Raw genomic sequence first — 15,885 nt, 5'->3', positions numbered from 1 at the left:
CACCGGGCGGTCGGGCGGCCGCCGCAGTCAACCGGCGGCGGGCGTTGTCGCGCGACCACCCCGTCACCTCGACCACCTGATCGAGGATCCGACCCTTGTCCTTCTTCGGTGCCTTCACGTACGCCCGCGCGAACCTGCTGGTCACCTCGGCGCGAGACCGCATCGACAACTCGCTTCCCATCCACCGACGGTCACCATTTCGCGGGCACACCTATGTGAGGCACCGAGGGTGTTTCGCGGGCAGATCAGGTGAGTCAAGTCGAGCGCTTGACAACTCACCGTTTCCATCGGCAGACTCGTCAGCAGGTCATGAGTTCCAGCATCAAGCCCCGGCTTGCTGGACGGCAACCCTCCTCCGCGGTGGGGTGCTCCGGGTGACGACCAGGTTGCGATGTCCAACCCGGACCGCAGCAAGCGCGGACTCCATTTCCGATATCGGAATGAGTCCCTTTCCTCGAAGGGGATAGTTATGACCGCTGTGCTGGAATCGACCGTCTGTGACGTTGTCGAATTGCCGAACCGTGCCAACGCGCACCTGGGTCTGGTTGACGCCGGTCTCCGAGTTCCGCTGGCGGACAACACGTCCTGCGCGTACGCCAATTTCGACTACGCGGCCAGCGCGCCCGCGCTGCGCTGCGTGGTCGACGCGGTCTGCGCGGCGCTGCCCACCTACGCCAGCGTGCACCGCGGTGCCGGGCTGCCGTCCCGGCTGACCACCCAGCGTTACGAGCAGGCCCGCGAAACGGTCGCCCGCTTCCTCGGCTGCGCCGACGACCAGCAGGTCGTCTTCACCCGCAACACCACCGATGCGGTCAACCTGCTCGCCGGCTGCGTGCCCGGCGATGTTGTCGTCCTGGACATCGAGCACCACGCCACCCTGCTGCCGTGGCATCAGCGGCGTGTCGTGGTCGCCCGGGACAACCTCGACGCCACCTTCGCCGCCCTCGACGAGGAATTGCGGGCCCGCCCGGCCGCGCTGCTCGCCATCACCGGTGCGTCCAATGTCACCGGCGAGATCGTCGACATCGCCCGCGCGGCGCGCCTGGCGCACCGGCACGGCGCGCGGATCTTCGTCGACGCCGCCCAGCTGGCGCCGCACCGCGCGATCGACGTCGACCGCGACGATATCGACTACCTGGCGATCTCCGGGCACAAGCTCTACGCCCCCTTCGGCGCCGGCGCGCTGATCGGCCGCTCCGACTGGCTCGATGCCGCCGACCCTTACCTCGCCGGCGGCGGCGCCTCCGCCGCGGTGACCACCGACGAGACCACCTGGCATTGCGGCCCGGCCCGTCACGAGGGCGGTACCCCCAACGTCCCCGGCGCGCTCGCATTGGCCGCCGCCTGCGAGGCCCTCGAATCGGCCGACCGTGAGGCGCTCGAGCGCACCGAACGGCGACTGACCGAGCGCCTGGTGCGCGGTCTGCACGCCATCAACGGGGTGCACCCGTTGCGCATCTGGGACGGCGCTTCCGCGGTGGGCATCGTGTCGTTCACCGTCGACGGGATCGCGCCGGGCGAGGTCGCCGAGGCGCTGTCCGACCGCTTCGGAATCGGCGTGCGCGCCGGAAAGTTCTGCGCCCACCCGCTTCTCGACCGTCTCGGCTGCTCCGACGGCGCCGTGCGCGCCTCGATCGGCCTGGGCACCGACGTCGCCGATATCGACCGCCTGATCGGCGCCCTGCGCCGCGTCATCGCCTCCCGCTGAACGCACTCGCCCGACCCCCGGGCCCGCACTAACCCCTGCCGCGCGCCCGGCCCCGCGCCCCGAAAGCCCCCGGACACCGCCAGAGTGACGGTTTCTGCGGTCGAACCGTAGAAATCGTCACTTCGGCGAGCATGTCCACGGGGCTGGGCGCGCCCGTGGGAGTTCGGCGGCGAGGGTTCGCCGCGGGCGCTGAACGGGGGTGCTTGCCAGGTTCTGGGACACTGGACCCATGACGACCGCGACACCTCTCGACACGGACGCGATCGCTCGCGCCTGCCGAAGGTATGGCGTCGCGCGCCTCCGCGTGTTCGGATCGATCGTCACTGATCGCTTCGATCCGGAAACGAGCGATGTCGACTTTCTGGTCGATTTCCAGCCGGATCGTGTCAATCTCTTCCACGACTACTTCGACCTGAAGTCCGAGCTCGAGCAGATCGTGGACCGCGACGTTGACCTCGTCATGGCGGACGCCTTGAAGAACCCCTACGTAGCGAAGCGTGCGTTCGAGGCTGCCGAAGGTGTCTTCACCGCCTGATCGAGATATCGGCGCGTACCTCTGGGACACACTCCCGCGGCACATAACGTCGAGAAGATCATCGGCGGGATTCGGTTCGACGCCTATGTAGGTGACTTGCTCAGGGAATCTGCAACGGAGCGGCAGCTGCAGAATCTTGGGGAGGCGCTCGGGCGCCTGCGGCGGTGCGATCCGGAGGTTGCCCAGCGGGTTCCGAATGTGCACAAGATCATTGGAATGCGAAATGTTCTCGTGCACGGATACGCGACGGTGAACAGTCGTACGGTGTGGGCCGCCGCCACCATCGACGTACCCGGTCTGATTCCGCTGCTGCAGCAGCTACTCGAAGAACTCGCACGGGAGTAGATCAAGCCCGACGAGACCACTTCTGGCCGGCCGCGCCCGCGAGATCTGCGAAGTGACGATTTCTGCGGTCGAACCGTAGAAACCGTCACTTCGGCGAGCATGTCCACGGGGCTGGGCGCGCCCGTGGGGGTTCGGCGGCGAGGGGTCGCCCGGCGCCGCCCCGAGAGCTCCCCCGGGCACGCCGTGAAAGTGACGGTTTCTGCGATTGGATCGTAGAAACTGTCACTTCGACGGAGGTGTGGGCGAGGTGGGGCGGGCCGGTCGGGGTGAGGGCCGGGGCGGTCGCGGTGAGGGCCGGGCCGGGGCGGTCGGGGTGAGGGCCGGGCCGGGGCGGTCGGGGTGAGGGCCGGGCCGGGGCGGTCGGGGTGAGGGCCGGGCGGGGGCGGGGTCAGTCGACTTCGACGGCGAGGCCGGCGGTGATGCGCAGCAGTTCGCGGTAAGTGGTGCGGAAGACGGTGTTCGGGTGCCCGCCGGCGGCCCAGAGGACCGCGTGGGTGCCCAGGGCGGAGTCGACGTAGGTCGGCAGGTTGGTCGGGTGGCCCACCGGGGCGATCCCGCCGATCGGCTGGCCCGTCGCGTGCTCGACCATCTCGCGCGGCGCCGGGGTCAGCGTGCCGCCGAGCCGCTCGCCGGTGCGCTCGAGGTTCACCCGGTGGCGACCGGAGACCAACAGCATCACGGGGTTGTCGTCGAGCAGGAACACGATCGACTTCACGATGGCGCCGATATCGACCCCGAGGGCGGTCGCCGCCTCTTCCGCCGTCGCGGTCGGTTCGTCGCGGGTAACGATCACCCCCGGATGACCACGCGCGATCAAGGTCTCCGCGACCTTGGCGGCCGTGGGATAAGCAACCCGATGCATGGTGAACAGGCTAATACCGGACAGCCGAACCGGGCGGGCCCAGCCGACAGCATCGGGGTCCCCGGGGCTGATTGTTACGCTCGCGCCATGACTGCGTCGTGGAAAGCCTTCACCGTTGAAACCGCCGATCACATCGCCACCGTGACCATGACCTCCGGGCGTGGCAACCTGATGGGCGGCGATTTCTGGCGCGAGCTGCCGCTGGTCTTCGGCGAACTGGACGCGGACAGCGAGGTGCGGGCAATCATCCTGCGCGGAAGTGGCGACCACTTCTCCTATGGTCTCAATCTCGCCGACATCGGCCCGGTCTTCGGTGAGGTCCTCGGCGGCGCCCTCGCCGAGCCGCGCACCCGATTCCACGACACGATCCGTTCGATGCAGAACTCGATCACCGCGGTCGCCAACTGCCGCAAGCCCGTGATCGCCGCGATCTCCGGCTGGTGCATCGGCGGCGCGCTCGACCTGATCTCGGCCGTCGACATCCGCTACGCCTCCGCGGACGCCCGGTTCAGCATCCGGGAGGTCAAGGTCGGCATGGTCGCGGACGTCGGCTCGCTCGCGCGGCTGCCGAAGATCATCGGCGACGGCCACCTGCGGGAGTTGACGCTGACCGGGCGCGACTTCGACGCGGCCAAGGCGGAGAAGATCGGGCTGGTCACCGAGGTCTTTGCCAACGCCGAGCAGCTCGCCGCCGGCGCCCGCGCCACCGCGCTGGAGCTGGCGGCCAACCCGCCGCTGGTCGTCCAGGGCATCAAGCAGGTCCTCGATCACTCCAGCGGCCCCGCCGAGGCGGATTCGCTGCGATTTGTTGCCGCCTGGAATGCCGCATTCATGCCGTCCGAGGACATGGGTGAAGCGGTGGCGGCGCTGATGGAAAAGCGGCCTCCGCGCTTTTCCGGACGCTGAATCACCCGCCCCGACGGCCACGATCGACGGGGATTTCCCGGCCGCGGTAGTAGGGTGTGGCCCGGCGGGGTCGGGGGGGCTTCGCCGAGGTGTGAAGACTCGGTCGGGGGGATCGATTGTGGTGACGACGGTTTCCATTCGCAATGGCCGATCGAATACGAGCGTCCGGGAGCGGATAGGCCCGCACATACCGGTCTTTCTGCTGACGCTGTTCACGGCGGTCGGTGTCCTGGCGCTGTTGTCCGACCGGTTTCGGCCGGGGGCGGAATGGCTGGTCACGCTGTGGTCGGGGCTGCTGGGTGGCGTCTTTGCGTTGGCGCTCGGCTGGCTGGCGGTGGGCCGATCGCGCGGGCGCATGGCGGCGGTCTCGGTCCTCTACGGGGATGCGGTGATCGCGACGATCGCGGTGACCGCCGCCGAACCGGCGATGGGCTTCCTGGCCTCGACGATCCTGGTGGTGACCGGCGCCTACGCGATGGTGCTGCCGCAGCCGCGGGTGCTGTGGGTGCACATCGCGGTGGTCCTGGTGGTGACGGTGTGGTTGGTGATCGGCGCCTGGAGTAATGGTCCGGTGACCGCGCTGACCTGCGGCGCCATCGCCATCGCGGTGAACCTCGGCCTGGTGGCGGCATTCCGGACCGCCTCGCGCGAGACGCGGTCGAGGCTGCTGGTGCAGTCGGAACTGGCGATCCGCGATCCGCTGACCGGGCTGCTCAACCGTCGGGGGTTCGAGCGGCGTTTCGCCGACCTGCTGCGCCACGCGGGCGGGTTGACGATCGCGGTCGTGCAGGCCGATATCGACAACTTCAAGGCCGTCAACGACCTCTACGGGCACGAGTACGGCGACGTGGTGTTGACCGCCGTCGCGCAACGGCTGCACGCGGTGGTGCGCGACGACGAATGCCTCGCCCGCACCGGCGGTGACGAGTTCATGATCGCCGCGGCGATCGAGCACCGCTTCATCCCGTCGTTCGCGGAGCGGCTGCGCTCGGCGATCGACCAGGCCGCGGACCCGGTGTCGATCACGATCAGCGTCGGGGTGGCCGTCCTGCCGCCGATGAGCCGGTACAGCCGCGAGCACATCCAGGCGGTGCAGCGGGCCGCCGACCAGGCGATGTACGACGCGAAGCGCTCCGGAGGCAACCGCATCGCGGTGCGCTGAGCCGCCGCGCCTGCAGACCCTGCCAGTCGATCCGTCGACGCCCCGCCGCGTCCACCGATCCACAGGGCCGGCGAAGGCGGACGGCAGGTCCGAGAAACACCGATGGGCGAGGACTTCCTACGAAGTCCTCGCCCATCGGCGACGCCGTTATCGGTGGGCTCCGAGGAGCCGGTAGATCAGCGGAACGCGCTCTTCGGGTCGTTCCACAGCTGATCGGTGAAGTCCTCCAGCGCGACCAACGCCAGGGTGTCCTCCGCGCGGCGGAGGATCGACTTGCTCGCCCGCACCTGCAGGATGTCGCCGGACGCATCGGCCATCCGCCACAGCGAATCGGCGCGGGTGGCGACCGTCGTCATGAACGTCTCGGCGATGTTGACACCCAGCTCCTCGGTCTCCGGGAAGACGTCGCTGAGGTGGGCGGGAGCCTCGGCCTCGGGCTCGAGACCCATCAGCTCGCGGAACGCCTCGTTGACGAACACGATGTGCCCGGCGTGCTCGACAGCGAGAACCGGCACGGGGATCCGGTCGAGCACCACGCTCACCGGCAGATCCGGAAACTGCGCCGGATGCGAAATCGGGCGCGAAGCGGGATTACGGCGTTCACCGATGTTGGTCACGCGAAGATGTTAACAGCAGTCGCAGCACGCATCCGCTGTGGTATCGCAGACCTGGTCGGGCGCTTATTCGGCCCCGTCTTCACAGGCGTCCGCCGCCGACGATCAATGCGCCTCGCCGGAGTTGGCAAGCCGTTCGATCGATGCCTTGACCTCGGCTTCGGCCTCATTGCGGCCCACCCAATCGGCGCCCTCGACGTGCTTTCCGGGCTCCAGGTCCTTGTAATGGACAAAGAAATGCTTGATCGCGTCGAGATCGAACTTCGGAACGTCGGTGATGTCCTGAATGTGATCCCAACGCGGGTCGTCCGCGGGAACCGCGAGAACCTTGTCGTCGCCGCCGGCCTCGTCGACCATCTTGAACATGCCCACCGGACGCGCCTCGACGATCACACCGGGGTACACCGACTCGGGAAGCAGGACCAGCGCGTCGAGCGGGTCGCCGTCCTCGCCGAGGGTGTTTTCGATGTATCCGTAGTCGGCCGGGTAGGCCATCGAGGTGTACAGGTACCGGTCGAGCCGGACACGCCCGGTCTCGTGATCGACCTCGTACTTGTTGCGCTGGCCCTTGGGGATCTCGATGGTGACATCGAATTGCACGTCGACACTCCTCCGCTGGATCGCTGAATCGGTGTCAACCATAGTGGGTCGCAGGTTCGGCCATGCCCGACACCTGGAGGTTGATTGCCTGGTCAGCCGGTCAGGGCGTCCGACGCGATCCCGCCCGCCGGCGGAGGGTTCGACGGACACGCCCTAGAGTGCAGCCGATGAGCAGGGATCTCCGGCGGCGGGCCGGCCGCCGGTGGATATGGGCGGCCCTCGTCGTTCTCGTGGCCGCCGCGGCGGTGCTCGGTCTGGTGCTGCTGCCCTCGTCCGGTCAACCGACGATCGCGGCCGAACCGGCGTACGAGACTCCGGCCCCGGGGATCGTTCCGGTCGCCGATCCCGGACCGGTCGTCGATCCGCAGGCCCTGGCCGCCGCCCTGGCGCCGGTGGTCGCCAATCCGGCGCTCGGAACCTTCTCCGGAATCATCGGCGACGCCGCCGCGGGCACGGTCCTGTGGTCGGCCGATCCGGACCGCCCGATGATCCCCGCCTCGACGGCGAAGATCCTGACCGCTGCCGCCGCGCTGCTGGTCCTGCCCACCGACGGGCGGCTGACCACCTCGGTGGTCGCCGGCGCGAACGGCGACGCGGTGCTGGTCGGCTCGGGGGACCCGACGCTGACCGCGACCGACCCGACCGGCTACTTCCCCGGCGCCGCCCGGATCGCCGATCTCGCCGCCGGCATCCGCTCCTCCGGCACCCCGGTGACCCGGGTGGTCGTCGACATCTCGCACTACGAGGGCCCCGACTGGGCGTCCGGCTGGTTCCCGGAAGACATCGCGGGCGGCTATATCGCCCCGATCCAACCGGTGATGCTCGACGCCGCCCGCCTCGATCCGGCCGTCGACGAATCCCCGCGCAGCGCGACGCCGGCCCTGGACGCCGGCCGGGCTCTGGCGACCGCGCTCGGACTCGACCCGGCACAGGTCATCCTCGGCGACGCCCCCACGGACGCGTCGGCGCTCGCCTCGGTCGAATCGGCGCCCCTGCTCACGCGGCTGCAGCAGATGATCGGCGGTTCGGACAATGTGCTCGCCGAGGCGATCGGCCGCCAGGTCGCCGTGGCCACCGGCCGGCCCGCCTCCTTCGCCGGCGCCGACGACGCGATCCTGAGCACATTGCGCGACTCCGGGTTCTCCGTCGACGGTGTTGTGATGGCCGATGCCAGCGGGTTGTCCGAGGACGATCGGGTCTCGGCGAGCCTGCTCGGGGCGATCATCTCGGCCGCGGCCGGTCGGGCGGACGCGCCGAATACCGCGGCCCTGCGCCCCCTGCTCGACATGCTGCCCGTCGCGGGCGCCACCGGAACGCTCACGGACCGCTACGTCGGGGCCGATCGCACCGGGGCGGGGTGGATCCGGGCCAAGACCGGAACCCTGACGGTGGCCGGCGCGTTGGTCGGGTACGTCACCGATGTCAACGGGCGGGTCCTGACCTTCGCGTTGATGTCCAACGGGTCGCCGCCGGAGGCGCACCGACCCGCACTCGACGCGGTGGCCCAGACCCTGCGCCGCTGCGGTTGCGTCTGATCCACCGCCATCCGGACGGGTAGCGTCGGCGGTATCCGATCTGCGGCCGGGTCCGCGTGACCACCAGTCCACCAGCCGAAACGAGGCCCCGATGACCGGCGTCGATCCCCAGGTCAGCACGTTGGAGACGGCCGCGGTCGAGACGACCGCCGCCGAACCGACGGGCGCCGATACCGCCGCGAAGGACGAGGCCGCCGCCCGATTGGCCGACGCGGTCGATTGGCGTTCGGCGACCCTGGTCGGACGGCGTCTGGCGCCCGCCCCACCGAAGATGACCGCCTATACCGAGCGTCTGGTCTACGCGGAACTCGCGCAGGCCGCCGTGACCGCCGAAGGTCCGGTCCGCGAGGTCACCGGGCTGATCACCACCGGCGAGATCCCGCCCGCCCGGGTGGTCGACCGGCCGGAGTGGATCGAGGCCGCCGCGCTGTCGATGCGCAATATGATCCCGAACCCGCCCGAGGCGGACACCACCGCCGAGAAGGCCGACGACGGGAGTGAACCCGGCCGGATGTCCGCCCTGTTCGGATCGATCTCGTCGTCACTCGAGCAGGCCGGCGGCGTGGTGGCCGGCGTTCCGACCGGCGCGATGCTCGCCTACCTGTCGTCGGCGATCCTCGGCCAGTACGACCCCTTCACCGGCCCGGACGGCACCCTGCTGCTGGTCGCCCCGAACGTGGTGCAGGTCGAACGGGCGCTGCGGGTGCGGCCGAGCGACTTCCGGCTGTGGGTCTGCCTGCACGAGGTCACCCACCGGGTCCAGTTCACCGCGGCCCCCTGGTTGCGCGACTACATGCGCGAGTCGGTGGAGAGCCTGGTCGAACCGGTGGACGTGCCGATCGGACAGCTCGTCGAACGGCTGACCGCCGCGATCCGCGCCGACCGCGCCGGCGCCGACAACCCCGACGGGGACGGCATGGGCGGGATGGTCGGAATCCTGCGCGCCACCCGCGACCCCGAGCAGCGTCAGGCGATCGACAACATGCTGGCGCTGGGCACCCTGCTCGAGGGGCACGCCGACCACGTGATGGACGCCGTCGGCCCGCAGGTGGTTCCGACGGTCGGCGATATTCGCGCCGCCTTCGACAATCGTCGACGGGTGCACCGCTCGCCGCTGCAGCGACTGGTCCGCGCGATCCTGGGGCTCGACGTCAAGATGTCCCAATATCTGCGCGGCAAGGTCTTCGTCGACGCCGTCGTCGAGCAGGTGGGGATGGAGCGGTTCAATACGGTGTGGACCGACGCGACGACCCTGCCGCGCCTGACCGAAATCGAGAAGCCGCAGCTATGGGTCGACCGGGTGCTCGGCTGACCGATCCGATGTCGGGGCGGCTGCCGGAAACACCGGCCGTCCTGGCGATCCGGAGGGCGGTACGCGTCTGGTGGGCCGAGCGGGACGAGACGCTCCCGCCGGTGGTCGCGCTCTCCGGAGGGCCCGACTCGGTCGCGCTGCTCGCCGCGGCCGTGGCCGAGGCCGGCACCACCGAGGCGATCGTCGTCGACCACGGTCTGCAGGAAGGGTCGCGGGAGGTCGCTCTGGCCGCCGCTCGGATCGCCGACGTCCTCGGCGCGCGGGCGACGGTGGTGACGGTCGATGTGGCCGGCTCCGGCGGCCTCGAAGCCGCCGCCAGGCGGGCCCGATACGAGGCTCTCGACGCCCGCCGGGCCGGTCGAGCGGTACTGCTTGGTCACACTCTCGACGATCAGGCCGAGACGGTGCTGCTCGGATTCGGCCGTGGTTCCGGCCCGGGATCGGTGTCCGGGATGCGCCCCTGGGAGGCGCCCTGGGGGCGCCCGCTGCTCGGGGTGCGCCGCGCCGATACCCACGTGATGTGCGCCGATCTCGGAGTCGAGCCCTGGCACGATCCGCACAACCGTGATCGACGGTTCACGCGGGTGCGGCTGCGTCACGAGATCCTGCCCGCCCTGGAGGACGCGCTCGGTGGGGGAGTGGCGGAAGCGTTGGCGCGCACCGCAATCCGCATCGACGAAGACGAGCGGATGCTCGACGCGATGGCGGCCGAGCAGCTGCGAATGATCGCCGACCAGCCCGCCGCCGACCTGCCGATCGAGCGGCTCGAACCGATCCCGCCGCCGCTGCGCCGTCGCATTCTGCGCCGCTGGCTGCTCGACCGGGGGACCTCGTCGTTCACCGACCGGCAATTGCGTGCGATCGACGATCTGATCGGCCGCTGGCGCGGGCAGGGCGCGGTCGCGGTGGCCGGTGGCGGTCCGCGCGCCCGGTTGGTGGTGACGCGTCGACATGGCAGGCTGATCGTCGAGCCGGCCGACCGATAACAGCGGCGCCGCCGGTGATGGCCACGCCGATCCGGTGCCACCGGATCGGCAGGGTGCGACCAGCACGACGTGACCGACGGGTGGAAGGGATGCCGGTGACCGCGGGCGACTATTACAAGGACGACATCGCCTCGGTTCTGGTGACCGAGGAACGCATCCAGGAGCGGATCGCGGAGCTGGCCATCGAGATCGCCGAGCGGTATCCGGCGGAGGCCCCCGAGGGTGACCTGCTGTTGATCGGCGTGCTCAAGGGTGCGGTGATGTTCATGACCGACTTCGCCCGCGCGTTGCCGCTGCCCACCCAGCTCGAGTTCATGGCGGTCTCGTCCTACGGTTCGTCGACCACCTCCTCCGGGGTGGTGCGCATCCTCAAGGATCTCGATCGGCATATCGAGGGTCGCCGCGTGCTGATCGTCGAGGACATCATCGACTCCGGGCTGACGCTGTCCTGGCTGTTGCGCAACCTGCAGTCGCGGCATCCGGCCTCGCTCGAGGTCGTCACCCTGCTGCGCAAGCCCGACGCGGTCAAGGTCGATGTCGAGGTCGCCTACGTCGGCTTCGACATCCCGAACGAATTTGTCGTCGGCTATGGGCTCGACTACGACGAGCGCTACCGTGACCTGCCCTATATCGGCACCCTGTCGCCCGCCGTCTACGGCGGCTGACCCCTCGGGTCTGCGGCGGCTGATCGCGCCCGGACCGGCGGGGCCCGTCGGCAGTGGTGGGTCAGTCATGCTCAGAGCGAACAGTGAGCAGATAGTGGCCGTCCGGGGAACAGGTCGTGTCGACCGCTCGTTCGACTGGTGTGCGAGCAGGTTCGACCCGGCGCGGTAGCCTGGCATCCTGCCCCGGGATCGCCCGCGAACCGGCGGCTGTCCACGCATACTTGCGAAAGGCGTCGATTTCCGTGCTTCCGAGGACCTCGGTTTCTCCACGTCGCTGCGACGGCGTTCCCGTGGCCGGCCCTGCGGTCGAGCCGACGGAACGCGTCGAGACGAAGGGACAGGTGATCGGGTCGTGAAGGGAAGCACGCTGATCCGCAATCTGATTCTCGTCGGCGTCATCCTGCTGGTGATCTTCGGATTCAGCTACTTCGGGGACAGCACCCGCGGCTGGCATCAGATCGACACCTCGACGGCGATCGCCCAGATCGACGCGAACAACGTCGAGTCCGCCCAGTTCGACGACCGCGAGCAGCAGTTGCGTCTCGAACTGCGCAACGGCGATTCCACCGATGGCCAGACCCGGGTGATCACCGAATACCCGGCCGCCGCGGCGGGTGACCTGTTCAACCGGGTCGCCGCGTCCAATGCGGTCAGCTACGACACCTCGGTCACCCGCGAGAGCTGGCTGACCTCGGTCCTGGTCTTCGTCCTGCCGATGGTGATCCTGCTCGGCCTGTTCATCTTCCTGATGGGACGGATGCAGGGCGGCGGTCGCGGCGGGGTGATGGGCTTCGGCAAGTCCAAGGCCAAGCAGCTGTCCAAGGACATGCCCAAGACGACCTTCGCGGACGTCGCCGGCGCAGACGAGGCGATCGAAGAGCTCTACGAGATCAAGGACTTCCTGCAGAACCCGGCGCGCTACCAGGCGCTCGGTGCCAAGATCCCGCGCGGCGTGCTGCTCTACGGCCCGCCCGGAACCGGTAAGACCCTGCTCGCGCGTGCGGTCGCCGGTGAGGCCGGCGTGCCGTTCTACACGATCTCCGGTTCCGACTTCGTCGAGATGTTCGTCGGGGTCGGCGCCTCGCGCGTGCGCGACCTGTTCGAACAGGCGAAGCAGAACAGCCCCTGCATCATCTTCGTCGATGAGATCGACGCGGTCGGTCGTCAGCGCGGCGCCGGTATGGGCGGCGGTCACGACGAACGCGAGCAGACCCTCAACCAGTTGCTGGTCGAGATGGACGGCTTCGGCGACCGCCAGGGCGTCATTCTGATCGCCGCGACCAACCGACCCGACATCCTCGACCCGGCCCTGCTGCGCCCCGGTCGGTTCGACCGGCAGATCCCGGTCGGTGCACCCGACCTCGCCGGTCGGCGTGCGATCCTGCGCGTGCATGCCAAGGGCAAGCCGATCGCGCACGAGGTCGATCTCGAAGGGCTCGCGAAGCGGACCGTCGGTATGTCCGGCGCGGACCTGGCCAACGTGATCAACGAGGCGGCGCTGCTGACCGCGCGTGAAAACGGCGCGGTGATCACCGAGGCGTCGCTCGAGGAATCCGTCGACCGGGTGATCGGCGGACCGCGACGCAAGAGCCGCATCATCAGCGAGCACGAGAAGAAGATCACCGCGTATCACGAGGGGGGCCACACCCTGGCCGCCTGGGCCATGCCGGATATCGAGCCGATCTACAAGGTGACGATCCTGGCGCGTGGTCGCACCGGTGGTCACGCGATGACCGTCCCCGAGGACGACAAGGGTCTGATGACCCGTTCGGAGATGATCGCTCGCCTGGTGATGGCGATGGGCGGTCGCGCCGCGGAGGAGTTGGTCTTCCACGAGCCGACCACCGGCGCGTCGTCGGATATCGACCAGGCCACCAAGATCGCCCGCGCGATGGTCACCGAGTACGGCATGTCCAGCAAGCTCGGTGCGGTGCGCTACGGCCAGGAACAGGGCGATCCGTTCGTGGGCCGGTCGATGGGTACCCAGTCCGACTACTCGCACGAGGTGGCCCGCGAGATCGACGAGGAGGTGCGCAGCTTGATCGAGGCCGCGCATACCGAGGCGTGGTCGATCCTCAGCGAGTACCGCGATGCGCTCGACGTGCTGGCCCTCGAACTGCTCGAACGCGAGACGTTGACCCGCAAGGACCTCGAGCAGATCCTCGCCGGTGTCGAGAAGCGTCCGCGGATCACCGCGTTCGACGACTTCGGCGACCGCATCCCGTCCGATAAGCCGCCGGTGAAGACGCCGCGCGAATCCGCGCTCGAACGCGGTGAGCCGTGGCCGCCGCAGCCGGCGGTCACCGCGGGCAACGGCTACACCGGTGGCGCGCACGACGGCTCCGGACACGGCGGCCCCGCGCACAGCGCTCCCGGACAGGGCGGTTCCGGACAGGGCGGCCCGGGCTACTCGAACGGCGGATACCCCAACGGGTCCGGCGGCCAGGAGCCCGGATACCCGGGCGGCCCGACCGAGCGGGTGACACCGCAGCCGGAATACGCCGGCCCGCAGCCGGTATATCCGCCGGCCAACGGCGGCGCTCCGACCACCGAACCGGTCAACGGCGGCGGCTACGGCCGACCGGCCGGTTACGGCAACGGCAACGGTGGTTACGGAAACGGCAATGGCGGTCCCAACGGCGGCGGTAACGGTGGTTACCCGGGCGGTGGCTACGGGCGGCCCGGCGAGTACCCGCCGGCCGGCTACCAGCCGCAGGGGGGATCGAACGGCCCCGACTACTCCGGTGGCAGCTACCGGCCGAACCGTCAGGGCACCCGCCCCGACTACGGCGCTCCCGCCGGCTGGTCGGCGCCGGGGTGGCCCCCGAACGGGGAGACAACCGGCGGCTTCGCCGAGCCCTACGGGGAAAGCAACCGCGGGGGTGGACACCGTCGGTCCGACGACGACGGTGATCGCGGTGAGGGCGATCGTGGCGCATCCGAACCGCCGTGGACCAATCGTCCGGCGCCGGATTCCCGCGACAGCTGATCCGCCCGCATCATCCGTGAGCCGATCGCCTATCGAGCCGCGTATCGGACACGACACCCACCGGCCGGAGGTCGCCCCGCCGGGCGGCTCCGGCCGGCCCGGCGGAGATCCCGATGCCACCGACAGACAGAATGGTCGCCGTGTCGAAAGATGACTTCGATCCCGACGAGCCGGCAGTGGTGCCGTCGACCGGGGCGGTTTATGACGCCGAACGTGCCGAGCGCGCGGTGCGGGAACTGTTGATCGCGGTGGGCGAGGACCCGGATCGGGAGGGTCTGCGCGAGACTCCCGCCCGGGTGGCGCGCAGCTACCGGGAGATCTTCGCCGGCCTGTACACCAACCCGGACGAGGTGCTCGAGACCGCGTTCGACGAGGAGCACAGCGAGCTGGTCCTGGTCCGCGATATCCCGCTCTACTCGACCTGTGAGCATCACCTGGTGTCGTTCCGCGGCGTCGCGCACGTCGGGTACATCCCGGGCGAATCCGGTCGGATCACCGGGCTGTCCAAGCTCGCCCGCCTGGTCGATCTCTACGCCAAGCGGCCGCAGGTCCAGGAGCGACTGACCTCCCAGGTGGTCAACGCGATCATGCGCAAGCTCGAGCCGCGCGGCGCGATCGTGGTGATCGAGGCCGAGCATCTGTGCATGGCGATGCGCGGAATCCGCAAGCCCGGAGCCACCACCACGACCTCCGCGGTGCGCGGGATCCTGCAGACGTCGGTCGCCTCGCGCTCCGAGGCGCTGTCGTTGATCCTTCGCTCGTGACCGGTGCCGGCGGTGTGCTCCCCGGTCCCGGTCGACCGGTGGTGATGGGGGTCCTCAACGTCACCGCCGACTCGTTCTCCGACGGAGGCCGCTACCTCGATACCGGCGCCGCCGTCGCGCATGCCCTCGAACTGCGCGCCGCGGGTGCCGATCTGATCGACATCGGTGGCGAGTCGACCCGTCCGGGAGCGGTCCGGATCGACCCGGACACCGAACGCGAGCGGGTGCTGCCGGTCATCCGGGAACTGTCGAACGCGGGGCTGGTCGTCAGCGTCGACACGATGCGCGCGTCGGTCGCCGCCGCCGCGGTCGAGGCCGGGGCGGCGGTGATCAACGATGTCTCCGGCGGCCGCGCCGACCCGGAGATGGCCGCCGTGGTCGCCGACCTCGCCGTGCCGTGGATCTTGATGCACTGGCGGTCGTCCGCGGACTACGTCCACACCGCCGGCACCACGATGACCAGCTACGACGACGTCGTGGCCGACGTGACGACCGAGCTGTTGCGCCAGGTCGATCGGGCCGTCGCCGCCGGGGTGGCGACCGATGCCCTCGTGCTGGACCCCGGATTGGGTTTCGCGAAGACCGCCGCCCACAACTGGCAACTGCTGCGCGCCCTGCCGCGACTGGTCGGGCTCGGATTTCCGTTGCTGATCGGAGCATCGCGCAAACGCTTTCTCGGGTCGCTGCTCGCGGACGCGGCGGGCGAGGCCCGGCCGCCGCGCGAACGGGACGTCGCCACCGCGACGATCTCCGCGCTGGCCGCCCGCGACGGGGTATGGGGCGTTCGGGTCCACGACGTGCGTGCGACCGTCGACGCCTTGGCGACGGTGGCACGCTGGGATGAACCGGGGGACGGGGGCACGGATGGTTGAGTCGGGCGCGGGACAGGCGGGCCCGGGACA

Annotated in this window: 15 protein-coding genes, 1 pseudogene and 1 riboswitch; of the genes and pseudogenes, 12 read left to right on the top strand and 4 right to left on the bottom strand. The window is 69.7% G+C overall.

What is annotated here, in order from left to right; genetic code table 11:
• Positions 1-181: pseudogene (locus MB1_RS17145) on the bottom strand (integrase); the annotation flags it as partial.
• 124 nt (positions 182-305) lie between these two features.
• Positions 306-423: riboswitch (SAM riboswitch) on the top strand.
• A 46-nt stretch (positions 424-469) separates the two neighbouring features.
• Between MB1_RS17145 and MB1_RS17140 the strand changes: the two are divergent.
• From MB1_RS17140 to MB1_RS25220, 3 genes are all read left to right on the top strand, one after another.
• A complete protein-coding gene (locus tag MB1_RS17140; RefSeq protein WP_066909943.1) occupies positions 470-1,708 on the top strand; it encodes an aminotransferase class V-fold PLP-dependent enzyme in 1,239 nt (412 codons plus the stop codon).
• 229 nt (positions 1,709-1,937) lie between these two features.
• Complete coding sequence (locus MB1_RS17135; RefSeq protein WP_066909941.1) at positions 1,938-2,243, top strand: nucleotidyltransferase family protein; 306 nt, start codon at positions 1,938-1,940, stop codon at positions 2,241-2,243.
• A 21-nt stretch (positions 2,244-2,264) separates the two neighbouring features.
• Positions 2,265-2,588: a HepT-like ribonuclease domain-containing protein gene (locus MB1_RS25220; protein WP_218000260.1), complete on the top strand. Its 324-nt coding sequence runs from the start codon at positions 2,265-2,267 to the stop codon at positions 2,586-2,588.
• 388 nt (positions 2,589-2,976) lie between these two features.
• Here MB1_RS25220 and MB1_RS17130 read toward each other — a convergent pair whose 3' ends face one another.
• A complete protein-coding gene (locus MB1_RS17130) occupies positions 2,977-3,450 on the bottom strand; it encodes a YbaK/EbsC family protein (RefSeq protein WP_066909938.1) in 474 nt (157 codons plus the stop codon).
• Between the two features lie 87 nt (positions 3,451-3,537).
• Between MB1_RS17130 and MB1_RS17125 the strand changes: the two genes are divergently transcribed.
• Both MB1_RS17125 and MB1_RS17120 read left to right on the top strand, forming a co-directional pair.
• Positions 3,538-4,356, top strand: a complete 819-nt coding sequence (locus MB1_RS17125; protein WP_066909935.1) for a crotonase/enoyl-CoA hydratase family protein — start codon at positions 3,538-3,540, stop codon at positions 4,354-4,356.
• A gap of 121 nt (positions 4,357-4,477) precedes the next feature.
• On the top strand, positions 4,478-5,518 hold the full coding sequence (locus MB1_RS17120) for a GGDEF domain-containing protein (RefSeq protein WP_157084128.1): 1,041 nt from the start codon (positions 4,478-4,480) through the stop codon (positions 5,516-5,518).
• Between the two features lie 176 nt (positions 5,519-5,694).
• On the opposite strand, the gene MB1_RS17115 is transcribed toward MB1_RS17120, so the two are convergent.
• Together MB1_RS17115 and MB1_RS17110 are read right to left on the bottom strand one after the other, a co-directional pair.
• Complete coding sequence (locus MB1_RS17115; protein WP_066909930.1) at positions 5,695-6,135, bottom strand: PAS domain-containing protein; 441 nt, start codon at positions 6,133-6,135, stop codon at positions 5,695-5,697.
• A 102-nt stretch (positions 6,136-6,237) separates the two neighbouring features.
• Complete coding sequence (locus MB1_RS17110) at positions 6,238-6,732, bottom strand: inorganic diphosphatase (RefSeq protein WP_066909928.1); 495 nt, start codon at positions 6,730-6,732, stop codon at positions 6,238-6,240.
• Between the two features lie 167 nt (positions 6,733-6,899).
• Between MB1_RS17110 and dacB the strand changes: the two genes are divergently transcribed.
• The 7 genes from dacB to folP all read left to right on the top strand — a co-directional run bounded on the left by dacB (position 6,900) and on the right by folP (position 15,855).
• Positions 6,900-8,267 (top strand): D-alanyl-D-alanine carboxypeptidase/D-alanyl-D-alanine endopeptidase, encoded by a 1,368-nt coding sequence (gene dacB / locus MB1_RS17105; RefSeq protein WP_066910027.1) that lies wholly within the window; start codon positions 6,900-6,902, stop codon positions 8,265-8,267.
• 91 nt (positions 8,268-8,358) lie between these two features.
• Positions 8,359-9,579: a zinc-dependent metalloprotease gene (locus MB1_RS17100; protein WP_084352034.1), complete on the top strand. Its 1,221-nt coding sequence runs from the start codon at positions 8,359-8,361 to the stop codon at positions 9,577-9,579.
• Complete coding sequence (gene tilS, locus MB1_RS17095; protein WP_066909925.1) at positions 9,555-10,565, top strand: tRNA lysidine(34) synthetase TilS; 1,011 nt, start codon at positions 9,555-9,557, stop codon at positions 10,563-10,565. The genes MB1_RS17100 and tilS overlap by 25 nt, the downstream gene beginning before the upstream one ends.
• 89 nt (positions 10,566-10,654) lie before the next feature.
• A complete protein-coding gene (gene hpt / locus MB1_RS17090) occupies positions 10,655-11,230 on the top strand; it encodes a hypoxanthine phosphoribosyltransferase (protein WP_066909923.1) in 576 nt (191 codons plus the stop codon).
• Positions 11,231-11,582: 352 nt separating this feature from the next.
• Complete coding sequence (gene ftsH, locus MB1_RS17085) at positions 11,583-14,219, top strand: ATP-dependent zinc metalloprotease FtsH (RefSeq protein WP_084352032.1); 2,637 nt, start codon at positions 11,583-11,585, stop codon at positions 14,217-14,219.
• Between the two features lie 131 nt (positions 14,220-14,350).
• Positions 14,351-14,983, top strand: coding sequence for a GTP cyclohydrolase I FolE (gene folE, locus MB1_RS17080; RefSeq protein WP_169801689.1), 633 nt, complete (start codon positions 14,351-14,353; stop codon positions 14,981-14,983).
• Between the two features lie 44 nt (positions 14,984-15,027).
• Entirely contained in the window at positions 15,028-15,855 is an 828-nt protein-coding gene (gene folP, locus MB1_RS17075) for a dihydropteroate synthase (protein WP_066910018.1), read from the top strand.
• The last annotated feature ends 30 nt before the right edge of the window (positions 15,856-15,885 follow it).

Origin of the sequence: Millisia brevis NBRC 105863 (assembly GCF_001552615.1) — a bacterium.
In the GTDB taxonomy this organism is placed as follows: Bacteria; Actinomycetota; Actinomycetes; order Mycobacteriales; family Mycobacteriaceae; genus Millisia; species Millisia brevis.
The sequence above is the reverse complement of the archived record's forward strand: the minus strand, read 5'-3'. Positions and strand labels throughout refer to the sequence as shown.

Excerpts from the sequence above, each read along its gene's own strand:
- MB1_RS17140 (WP_066909943.1), top strand. The coding sequence starts at position 470 with ATGACCGCTGTGCTGGAATCGACCGTCTGTGACGTTGTCGAATTGCCG.
- MB1_RS17135 (WP_066909941.1), top strand. The coding sequence starts at position 1,938 with ATGACGACCGCGACACCTCTCGACACGGACGCGATCGCTCGCGCCTGC.
- MB1_RS17130 (WP_066909938.1), bottom strand. The coding sequence starts at position 3,450 with ATGCATCGGGTTGCTTATCCCACGGCCGCCAAGGTCGCGGAGACCTTG.
- MB1_RS17125 (WP_066909935.1), top strand. The coding sequence starts at position 3,538 with ATGACTGCGTCGTGGAAAGCCTTCACCGTTGAAACCGCCGATCACATC.
- dacB (WP_066910027.1), top strand. The coding sequence starts at position 6,900 with ATGAGCAGGGATCTCCGGCGGCGGGCCGGCCGCCGGTGGATATGGGCG.
- MB1_RS17100 (WP_084352034.1), top strand. The coding sequence starts at position 8,359 with ATGACCGGCGTCGATCCCCAGGTCAGCACGTTGGAGACGGCCGCGGTC.
- tilS (WP_066909925.1), top strand. The coding sequence starts at position 9,555 with ATGGGTCGACCGGGTGCTCGGCTGACCGATCCGATGTCGGGGCGGCTG.
- hpt (WP_066909923.1), top strand. The coding sequence starts at position 10,655 with ATGCCGGTGACCGCGGGCGACTATTACAAGGACGACATCGCCTCGGTT.
- folE (WP_169801689.1), top strand. The coding sequence starts at position 14,351 with ATGGTCGCCGTGTCGAAAGATGACTTCGATCCCGACGAGCCGGCAGTG.
- folP (WP_066910018.1), top strand. The coding sequence starts at position 15,028 with ATGGGGGTCCTCAACGTCACCGCCGACTCGTTCTCCGACGGAGGCCGC.